General features: G+C 75.2%; 8 protein-coding genes. 6 read left to right on the forward strand and 2 right to left on the reverse strand.

Translation table 11 applies throughout. The annotated features are described in order from the left end of the window. The first annotated feature begins 115 nt into the window (after positions 1-115). The 5 genes from AB0F18_RS36365 to AB0F18_RS36385 all read left to right on the forward strand — a co-directional run bounded on the left by AB0F18_RS36365 (position 116) and on the right by AB0F18_RS36385 (position 5,931). Positions 116-364, forward strand: coding sequence for an acyl carrier protein (locus AB0F18_RS36365; protein WP_362068897.1), 249 nt, complete (start codon positions 116-118; stop codon positions 362-364). A 6-nt stretch (positions 365-370) separates the two neighbouring features. Beyond that, a complete protein-coding gene (locus AB0F18_RS36370) occupies positions 371-1,801 on the forward strand; it encodes a fatty acid--CoA ligase family protein (RefSeq protein WP_362068900.1) in 1,431 nt (476 codons plus the stop codon). Between the two features lie 17 nt (positions 1,802-1,818). Next, positions 1,819-3,477, forward strand: a complete 1,659-nt coding sequence (locus AB0F18_RS36375; protein WP_362068903.1) for an AMP-binding protein — start codon at positions 1,819-1,821, stop codon at positions 3,475-3,477. Between the two features lie 52 nt (positions 3,478-3,529). After that, positions 3,530-4,471 carry a cupin domain-containing protein gene (locus tag AB0F18_RS36380; protein WP_362068906.1) on the forward strand — a complete coding sequence of 314 codons (942 nt, stop codon included), beginning with the start codon at positions 3,530-3,532 and terminating at the stop codon, positions 4,469-4,471. A gap of 65 nt (positions 4,472-4,536) precedes the next feature. Then, positions 4,537-5,931 (forward strand): cytochrome P450, encoded by a 1,395-nt coding sequence (locus AB0F18_RS36385; protein ID WP_362068909.1) that lies wholly within the window; start codon positions 4,537-4,539, stop codon positions 5,929-5,931. A gap of 25 nt (positions 5,932-5,956) precedes the next feature. Here the strand turns inward: AB0F18_RS36385 and AB0F18_RS36390 are convergent, their stop codons facing one another. Both AB0F18_RS36390 and AB0F18_RS36395 read right to left on the reverse strand, forming a co-directional pair. Further along, on the reverse strand, positions 5,957-6,463 hold the full coding sequence (locus AB0F18_RS36390; protein WP_362068912.1) for a hypothetical protein: 507 nt from the start codon (positions 6,461-6,463) through the stop codon (positions 5,957-5,959). A 34-nt stretch (positions 6,464-6,497) separates the two neighbouring features. Further along, positions 6,498-8,090: an MFS transporter gene (locus tag AB0F18_RS36395; RefSeq protein WP_362068915.1), complete on the reverse strand. Its 1,593-nt coding sequence runs from the start codon at positions 8,088-8,090 to the stop codon at positions 6,498-6,500. A gap of 82 nt (positions 8,091-8,172) precedes the next feature. Between AB0F18_RS36395 and AB0F18_RS36400 the strand changes: the two genes are divergently transcribed. Further along, entirely contained in the window at positions 8,173-10,233 is a 2,061-nt protein-coding gene (locus AB0F18_RS36400; RefSeq protein ID WP_362068918.1) for a prolyl oligopeptidase family serine peptidase, read from the forward strand. The last annotated feature ends 91 nt before the right edge of the window (positions 10,234-10,324 follow it).

Here is a 10,324-nt window from a genome sequence, read left to right on the forward strand (position 1 = left end):
CGCGGGCCCTCCTCGACGACGTCCTCGCCGCCGCGGCGGCCGCCACCGGGGCGGCGGCCGCACCGCGCCCGGTCCGCTGAGCAGGTCCGCCCGTACCACCCTCACAGGAGACGCCATGCCCCCCGCACCGATCGACGACGTACTGACCGCCGTGGGCGAGGTGTTCGGCCGGCCGGCCGGACCGGCCGACGACTTCTTCTCCCTCGGCGGGGACTCCGTCACCGCCGTCGAACTCGCCGTCCGGCTGGAGGAACGCCTGGGCATCGAGGTCGACACCGAACTGGTCGTCGGCCTGGCCGACTTCGCCGCCCTGGCCGCCGCCCTCGGCGCGGCGGCCGCCGCCCCCTCGACGCCCGGACACTGAGGAACCATGCGCCCCCACCTCTGGGACCCGTGGGCCACCGCGCGGACCGCCCCCGGCCGCACGGCCGTCGTCGCCGACGACGAGACCTGCACCTTCGCCGAGCTGACGGGCCGCGCCGACGCCCTGGCGGACGCCCTGCGCGCCCGGGGCGTGCCCGACGGCGCGGTCCTGTCCACCGACCTCCCCACCGGACCCCGCTTCTTCGCGCTGGCCCTCGCCGCGCTGCGGCACGGCTACGGTCTCTTCCCGCTCGCCCCGGAACTGCGGGCCCTGCCCGTGGGCCCGTCCCTGCTGACGGACACGGGCGCCGTCCTGCACGTCACCACCGGTTCGCCGGCGGCGGACGGACCCGCCCTGCCCTGTCCCGCCGTCGGCGACGACGAGCTGATCGCCGGGGCGGCCGGCCCGGCCGCCGGGCCCGCCGCGGCCGTCCCGCCCGCCGCCGGCCACCTCGTCTTCGCGACCTCGGGCACCACCGGCCTCCCGCAGGCCGTCGTCCGGACCCGCCCCGCCCGCCCCTACAAGGGCGTGGCCGTCACCGCGCGCTACGCCGCGGGCCTCGACCGGGGCCCGCACCTGATGGCCAATCCCACCTACCACCTGGGCACCCTGGGGCCCGCCCTGTACGCGCTCCAGGCGGGCAGCGCGGTCGTCGTCCAGCGCACCTGGTCCACCACCGCCTTCGCCGAACTCGCCGACCGGTACGCCGCGGACAGCGTCATGCTCAGCCCGGACCGGCTGACGGACCTGGTCGGGGCGGGGCACGCCCCGCGGCGGCGGTTCCGGGTGGTCTTCCACGGCGGCGCCGCCTGCCCTCCCGGGGTGAAGCGCGCGGCCATCGGCCTGTTCGGGCCGGTCCTGCACGAGTACTACGGCACCTCGAAGAGCGTCCTGACCGAGATCACCACCCCGGAGTGGCTGGCCAGGCCCGGTTCGGTGGGCCGGCCGCTGCCCGGGATCCGCGTCGAGGTCACCCGTGACGGGCGCCCCCTGCCCCCGGGGGAGGCCGGGGAGATCGGGATCCGGCTGCGCGCCGCCGACCGGGACCCGTCCGAGGCTCCCGTGCACGCCACGGGGGACGTAGGCTTCCTCGACGCCGACGGCTACCTGTTCGTCCTCGGCCGGGCCGGGACCCCCGAGGAGCTGCGCGCCGCCCGGCTCGAACACGAGGTGCGGCTGCTGCCCGGGGTCACGGACGCGGTCGTCGTCCTCGGCGGAGCGGCCCCCGTCTGCTTCGTCGAGCACGGCGCGGACCCCGCCGCCCCCGACCCGGTTCCGGCCGTCGAGGCCTCGGCGCGCGGACTCGGCCTGGCCTCGCCCCGGGTGGTCCTGGCGGCCCCGGGCTCCCTGCCCCGCACCCCCAGCGGCAAGATCCGGCGCGCCGGCCTCGTCGGCCTCTCCGGGGCCGGCGCGGCCGCGGGCGGGGGCCGCGGATGACCGGGGAGCCGTGGCCCGTGACCATCCCGGGCCGGCTCGTGCGCCACGCGCGGCGCCGGCCCGACGCGCTCGCGCTGACCTGCCTGGACGGGGACGCGGTCCGGCGGCTGAACTACCGCGAGCTGAACGCCCTCGTGGACGCGGCCGCCTCGGGGCTGCTCGCCCTCGGGGCCCGTCCGGGCGACCGGCTCGTCATGGTCCTGCCGAACGACGAGTCCTTCGTCGCCGTCCTGCTGGCGGCGATGGGGCGGGGGATCCTGCCGGTGCCCGCGGCCACCCCGGCGACCACCCGGCCCGAGGCCTTCGGCCGGCGGCTGCGGAGCATCGTCGCCGACTGCCGCCCCGTGCTGGTCGTCACCACCGCGCCCTGGCGGGGGGCCGTGCTCACCGCGCTGGGGGACCTCGACGTCCCCGGCGGGGTGCACACCTGGCCGGACCCGGCCGCGGCCGCCCCGCGCGCGGCCCGCCCGGCCACGCCGGCGCCCGTCCCGGCACCGGATGCTCCCGCCTTCCTCCAGTACACCTCGGGCTCGACCGGCTCCCCCAAGGGCGTCGTCATCAGCCACCGGGCGCTGCACGCCAGTTGCGCGCAGGCCGCGCGCGTCTACGGCGAGCGGCCGCAGGACGTGGCCGTGACCTGGGTGCCGCTCCACCACGACATGGGGCTCGTCACCGGGGTGCTCCGGCCGCTCTTCAGCGGCTACGGGTCCGTGCTGATGGCCCCGGAGGCGTTCGTCCGCCGCCCGGCGTCCTGGCTGTCGGCCGTCACGGCCCACGGCGGGACCCTGTCCAGCGCCCCCGACTTCGCGTACGCCCTGTGCGCCCGCAAGGTCACCGACCGAGAGCTGGCCGCCCTCGACCTGCGCAGCTGGCGGGTCGCGCGCAGTGCGGGCGAGGTGGTGCGGGCCGCGACGGCCGAGCGGTTCGCGGCCCGGTTCGCGGCCGCCGGGTTCTCCGCCGGGAGCCTGTGCCCCTCGTACGGCATGGCCGAGGCCACCCTCACCGTCACCACCGCCACACCGGACCGCCCGCCGGCCCGGCTGGCCGTCCGTACCGACGCCCTGCGCGCGGGGCGGGTGGAGGCGGCCGGACCGGGTACGCCCGCCACCGTCCTGCTCTCCTCGGGAACCCCGCTGCCCGGCACGCAGGTCCGGGTGCGCACCCGCTCGCCCGGGCACGGCGGCGGGCCGCGCGTGGGGGAGGTCGTCGTCCGGGGGCCGCAGCTGTTCCGCGGCTACTGGCCGGCGGCGCGCCGGCGGGCGGTGTGGCACGCGACCGGGGACCGGGGGTTCCTGCACGAGGGCCACCTGTTCGTCGTGGGCCGGACCGACGACGTACTCGTCCACCACGGCAGGAACTTCTACCCGGCGGACGTCCTGGCGGCCTGCGAGGAGGTGCCGGGGCTGCGGCCCGGGCGCTGCGCCGCCTTCGCCCTCGCGGACGGGGGGTCCGGCGGACGGGTCTGCCTGGTCGCGGAGGTGGCGGACGGCCCCGGCACGCCCCCGCCCGCCGAGGTGGCGGCCGGGGTACGGCGGCGGCTGGCGGGCGCCCTCGACCTGTACGTCTCGGAGGTCGTCCTGCTGCCCGGAGGCGGGCTGCCGGTGACGACCAGCGGGAAGGTGCGGGTCGGGGAGACGAGGCGGCGCCTGGTGCGGGGGACGCTCCCGCGCCTGTGAGCGCGAACCGGCACGAGGGCACAAGGCAAACGGAAGACAGGAAAGAGGAACCGTGCATTCTCCGACTTTGGCCGCGTGGGTCGGCGACCCCGCCGACTTCACCGCCGCGTACTGGCGCCGCCGGCCGGGCGTCTTCCGTCCGGAGGGGGGAGTGCGCAGCCCGTTCACGCTGGCCGACGTCGACGCGGCCCTCGCCACGGGCTTCCTGCCGGAGCCCTACGTGGAGATGGCCCGCGCCGAGGACCCCCTGGGCCGCGACACCTACCTGGCGCCGCGCACCGTCAACCAGGCCGCGTACGGGGGGTTCGCGGACGAGCACAGGATCCGGGCCCTGCTCAACGAGGGCGCGACCCTGCTGCTGCGCCGGGTCGACCAGTGGCACGGCCCGACCCGGGACCTGCTCGCGCGGCTCTCGGCCGAACTCGGGCTCGCGGTGGAGGCGTTCTGCTTCGTGACGCCCCCCGGCACCCAGGGCGTGCCCCTGCACCGCGACGACGCCGACGTCCTCGTCCTCCAGCTGAACGGCAGCAAGGCGTGGCGGGTCCACGAGGGGCCGGCGGACGGCTACTGGGAGCACGGCCGGGTCGAGGGCGACCGCCCGGCGGAGGTCCTGCGGACCACCCTGGACGCGGGCGGGGTCCTCTACATCCCGCGGGGCTTCGCCCACGAGGCCGTCGGCGGCGACGAGGGCCTGTCCGTGCACCTGTCGCTGACCATCCGCGAGGTCCACAAGGGCGACCTGTTCCGCAGCCTCCAGAAGCTCTCCGCGCAGGCCATGCGGGTGGAGACCCGTCCGCTGGACGACGCCGCCGTCCTGGCCGCGGCCACCGCGATGCTGGAGCACGTCCGCACGGTGGTCGACGCCCTGGAGCCGGAGGACCTGGTCGCCCACGCCCGCCGCCGCAAACTGGCCGAACTCCCGGCCCCCCGCTCGCCGATCACGCTGAGCGCCCCGACGGACGACGGGGTCGGTATTCGGCCGGATGGCGGGTAGACGCTCGCCCGCCGGGGCGCCGGGCTGCAGAATCTACCCGTCGGTACGGAGTCGAGGGGGCGGCCATGGATGTCGGGACGGGTACGGAGACGGGTACGGGGGCCGAGGTTCCCCGCCTGGAGGGGGTGCCGCTGCTCGGGTCGCTCCTCGACCTGAAGGCGGACTCCCTGGGCACCTATCTGGAGGCCCGGCGGCGCCACGGTGACGTCGTACGCATCGACGCCGGCCCGCCCGGGCTGCGCCTGCAGCTGTACTGCGTCTTCTCCGCCGAGGGCGCCCAGCGGGTGCTGGCCTCGGAGTCGGCCAACTTCCGCAAGGACAACCCCTTCTACCAGGAGATCCGGGACTCCTTCGGCAACGGCCTGCTGACCAGCCAGGACGAGGACTACCTGCGCCAGCGCCGGCTGGTGCAGCCGCTGTTCACCCGCAAGCGCGTGGACGGCTACGCCGGGGCCGTCGCGGCCGAGACCGGGGCCACCCTCGCCGCCTGGGCACAGGCGCGGGACGGGATCGTCGACGTGTCCTCCGAGATGATGCACCTGGCGCTGCGCGCGGTGTCCCGGATCCTGTTCGGCGCCGACGTGGACGCCACCGTCGACGTCGTACACCGGTGCTTCCCGGTCATCACGGAGTACGTCCTGGCCCGCGGCTACTCCCCCCTCAACGTCCCGCGCAGCTGGCCGACCCCGGGCAACCGGCGGGCGGCCGCCGCGATGGACGAGCTCTACGGGGTCTGCGACCGGATCATCGCGGAGCGCCGCCGGTCGGCGGCCGCGGGGCAGGAGGGGGAGGAGGACCTGCTGACCCTGCTGGCGGGGGCGCGGAGCTCGGACGACGGGGCCTTCGACGCCGCCGAGCTGCGCGACCAGGTGCTGATCTTCCTGCTGGCCGGCCACGAGACGACGGCCACCTCGCTGGCCTTCGCCCTGCACCTGCTCGCCCGGCACCCCGAGGAGCAGGCGCGGGCGCGCGAGGAGGTCCGCCGCGTCCTGGGCGACCGTACGCCGGAGGCCGCCGACCTCGACCGGCTGCCGTACCTGACGCGGGTGCTGAAGGAGGCGATGCGGCTGTATCCGGCCGCGCCGGTGATGGGCCGCCAGTCGGTGGCCGCCTCCGAGATCGACGGGCACGCGATCCCGGCGGGCTCCACGGTGATCCTGGCCCCCTGGGTGACGCACCGCCACCCCCGCTACTGGAGCGACCCGGAGCGCTTCGACCCCGACCGCTTCACGCCGGAGGCCGAGGCGGGCCGGCCGCGCTACGCCTGGTTCCCGTTCGGCGGCGGGCCGCGCGCCTGCATCGGCCAGCACTTCTCGATGCTGGAGTCGGTGATCGCGCTGGCGATGATCCTGCGCGCTTACGCGTTCGATGCCGTGGACACGGAGGTCCCCCTGAGCGCCGGGATCACCCTGGAGACGAAGGGGCCCATGCGCTGCCGGGTGCGCCGCGTCGAGGGGTAGCGTTCCCCGGCGCCGGCGGTGGCCGTCAGCGGTAGTCGTCGGGATGGTCCTGCATCCAGGTGTTGATCTCGTCCCGGGCGCCGAGCAGGGCGGGCTGGTGCCTCTTGAGGTTCTCGAAGCCGCGGTCGGAGCCCAGTTCCCCGTCGAGCCGGGCCATCAGGGCGATGGGTTCGGGGAAGTGGCCGGGGCCCTTGGGGTCCGCCTTCATGGCGCGGTCCAGGCGATGGAGTTCGTCGTGGACCCGGCCGAGGAGGTACGCGCAGTTGGCGGGGGTGCAGGAGTCGTCGAGGGTGGCCTGGAGCCCGGCGAAGGCGTCCCGTACCCTCTCCGGCTGCGGGGCGGGCGGCTGCGGCTCCGCCCCGGTGGCGGAGGCGGGCACGGCGGAGGCCGGGCGGGAGACGGAGTCCCCCGGCTTCGCGGCACTGCCGCCGGTGCCGTTGCCGTTGCCGCCGCCGGCGCAGGAGGTGGTGAGCGCCGCCAGGGTGACGGTCAGGGCGGTCGCGGCGGCGCCGCGCGTGAAGGATCGGAGCATCGGTTTCCCCCCGGTTTTCGATGACCAGGCGACCCTACCCGCCGGTTTCCCCCCGGACGCCTGCCGGGGTGTGGTTGCCCTGGAGCCGTTCCAGGTCGGAGGGCCGGACCTGGATGGCGAAGACCGCGATCAGCGCCCCGGCCAGGGTGAAGGCGGCCGCCGCCACGAAGGCCGCACTGACGCCCGAGGTGAGCACCAGGTCGGACCAGGGCTTGGGGAACTGGTGGGTGCGGGCGAAGAAGGCCTTCTGCTCGGGGCTGGAGTCGCGCACGAACGCCACCGCCTGCTCCTTGGCCTCGTTCCGGCGGGCCGTGCCGAAGACGGTGACCAGGATCGACAGGCCCAGCGATCCGCCGACCTGCTGCATGGAGTTGAGGAGTCCGGACGCCGCGCCCGACTCCCGGTCGGGCACGTTGGACAGGGCCATCAGGGTCAGTGACACGAACTGCATGCCCATGCCGGTGGCGAACACGACGATCGGGCCGAGGATGCTGCCCGCGTAGGTCGAGTGGACGTCGGTCCGCGTCAGCCAGGCCAGGCCGGCCGCGCAGCACAGCGCGCCCGCGACCATGAAGGGCTTGGGCCCGAACCGGGGCAGCAGCCGGGAGGTGATCGTGGCCACGATCGCGACCATGACGCTGACGGGCAGGAAGGCGAGTCCGGCCCGCAGCGGGCTGAAGCCGAGGACGTTCTGCACGAACAGGGTCAGGAAGAAGAACATGCCGAAGATCGCGCAGGCGAGGAAGAGCATGATCCCGTAGGTGCCGGCACGGTTGCGGTCCGCGAACATGTGCAGCGGGGTGATGGGCTGCTGGGAGCGCCGCTCGTTGACGACGAACAGGGCCAGCAGGACCACGGCCGCGCCGAAGGAGCCGAGGGTGAACGGGTCGGCCCAGCCGTCCTTGGACGCGCGGATGAAGCCGTAGACCAGCGCGACCATGCCGCAGGTGCCCAGCAGCGCGCCCGCGAGGTCGAAGTGGCCCGGGTGGCGTGCGGACTCGTGCAGGACCCTGCGGGCCATCACGGCGATGAGCAGGGCGATGGGGACGTTGACGAAGAGCACCCAGCGCCAGTTGAGCCATTCGACCAGCAGACCGCCCGCGAGCAGTCCGATGGCGCCGCCGCCCGCGGAGACGGCGGCGAACACACCGAAGGCCCGGTTGCGGGCGGGCCCTTCGCGGAAGGTGGTGGTGATCAGCGCCAGGGCGGTCGGGGAGGCGATGGCGCCGCCGACGCCCTGGAGGGCCCGGGCCGCCATCAGCTGGCCGGCGTTCTGGGCGAGTCCGCCGAGCAGGGAGGCCAGGCCGAAGAGCAGGACCCCGAAGACGAAGACGCGCTTCCGGCCGAGGATGTCGCCGGTGCGGCCGCCGAGCAGGAGCAGTCCGCCGAAGGTGAGCGTGTAGGCGTTGACGACCCAGGACAGGCTCTCGGTGGAGAAATCGAGTGCCGTCTGGATGTGCGGCAGCGCTATGTTCACGATGGTGATGTCGAGGACGACCATGAGCTGGCAGGAAGCGATGACGACCAGGGCCAGCCCGTTGCCGTTTCCGTTGCTGCCGCTGCCGTTCCCGTGCGCTCGGACCGTGCCGTCGGTCCCGTTGCTGTGCGGCGATGCGTTCGGGTCCACCAGTCGACGCTACGCCCGCACACCAAGGGTCACCACTCGAATGGGCTAGGCTATGTGATATTTCACATGTCACACTAGGTTTATGGACGATTTCCTCAGGCAATCCGCCGCCACGGCCCGGTTCACCCACGGCTCGCCCCGCGCCTTCGCCTTCGGCGACCAGGGCCGCCTCCTCTGGTTCCTGCGCTCGACGGGCCCCACCGACGCCTTCGAAAGCCTCTGGGTCCTCGACACCGCCACCGGCGCGGAAACCCTGCTCGCCGACCCCCGCGTCCTCTCCCCCGAACCCGGCGAACTCCCCGTCGCCGAACGCCGGCTGCGCGAGCGCACCCGGCTCGTGGCCGCCGGCATCGGCTCCTACGCCCTCTCCGGCGACGGCCGCCGCGCGGCCTTCCCGCTCTACGGACGCCTCTACGAAGTCGCCTGCGACGGCGCCTCCGCCCCCGTACCGGTCCCCGCCGCCGGCCCCGCCCTGGACCCGCGCCCCAACAGCGACGGCTCGCGCATCGCGTACGTCGCCGACGACGCCCTGTACACCGCCCCCGGCGGCCGGGTCAGCCCCGACGACGGGGCCCGCTGGGGCCTCGCCGAGTTCGCCGCCGCCGAGGAACTCGACCGCCCCCGGGGCCACTGGTGGTCCCCCGACGGCATCACCCTGCTCGCCGCCCGGGTGGACGAGAGCGCCCTCCAGCGGCGCCACTTCGCCGACCCCGCCCGCCCCGAACTCCCGGCCGAGGACTTCGCCTACCCCGAGGCGGGCGGCCCCAACGCCGACGTCCAGCTGTGGGTCCTGCACCCCGGCGGGCAGCGGGTGCGGCTCGACTGGGACGCGGACGCCCACCCCTACGTCTCCGACGCGGGCTGGGAATCCGAGGACGAGATCCTGCTGACCGTCCAGGACCGGCTCCAGCAGAACGTCCTGCTGCTCACCGCCGACCCGGCCACCGGCCGCACCCGCGAGCTCTCGCGCACCACGCACCCGCTGTGGGTGGACCCCCTCCCCGGCACCCCGGCCCGCCTGCCCGACGGAGGCGTACTCACCGCCTGCGACACCCCCGACGGGGCCGCGCGCGCCCTCGCCGTCGACGGCAAGCCGCTCACCGGTGACGGGATCCAGGTCCGCGCCGTGGCCGGGATCCACCAGGACCGGCTGCTGGTCGAGGCCGCGCTGCGCGACCCCTCCGAGCAGCAGGTGCTCCTGCTGGACCCGGCGACGGGCGAGGCGGCCCCGCTCGCCGACGGGCCCGGGGTGCACGTCGTGTCCGCCTCGGCGGCCGGGTGCCTGGTGCTGACCTCCGCCGACGCCGACGGCGTCCGCCGCACCGTCCACACCGCCGACGGCCGCACGTTCAGCCCCGCCGACCTGTCCGCACCGCTGCCGTACCGGGTGGTGCCGGTCCTGGAGCGGGTCACCGAGCTCGGCATCCCCACCGCCCTCGTCCTGCCCCGCGGGCACGTCCCCGGCCGGCGCCTGCCCGTGCTGATGGACAGCTACGGCGGCCCCGGCGCCCAGGACGTCTGCGCCGAACCCCGCCGCTGGCAGCACCGCCAGTGGTGGGCCGACCAGGGCTTCGCCGTGGTCACCGTCGACAACCGGGGCACCGCGCACGTCTCCCCCGCGCACACCCGGGCCATGTACCGGGGCTTCTCCGAGGTCACCCTGGACGACCAGGTCGCCGCGCTCAGGGCGGTCGGCGCCCGCCACCCCGACCTCGACCTCGGCCGGGTCGGGATCCGCGGCTGGTCCTACGGCGGCTACCTCTCCGCCATGGCCGTGCTGCGCCGCCCGGACGTCTTCCACGCGGCGGCAGCCGGGGCCGCGCCGACCGACTTCCGGCACTACGACACCGCCTACACCGAGCGCTACCTCGGCCTGCCGCAGGAGCACCCGGAGGTGTACGAGCGGGACTCCCTCATCCCGGACGCGCCCCGGCTCACCCGCCCCCTGCTCCTGATCACCGGCCTGGCCGACGACAACGTCCACCCCTCCCACACCCTGCGCCTGTCCCAGGCCCTCACCGACGCGGGCCGCCCGCACCAGCTGCTGGCACTGCCCGGCGTCACCCACATGACCCCGGGCGGCACCCGCGAGAAGCTCATGGCACTGGAACTGGAGTTCTTCCGCCGCGAACTGGCCCTGTAAGACGTCATCTCATTTGGCGTGCTGTGTAGGCTGTCGATCGTGGCGGGAATTGTTGAGCGGCTGGTGCCGGATGAGTTGTGGGAGCTGTTCC

Source organism: Streptomyces sp. NPDC029216 (assembly GCF_040648015.1).
Lineage (GTDB): Bacteria > Actinomycetota > Actinomycetes > Streptomycetales > Streptomycetaceae > Streptomyces.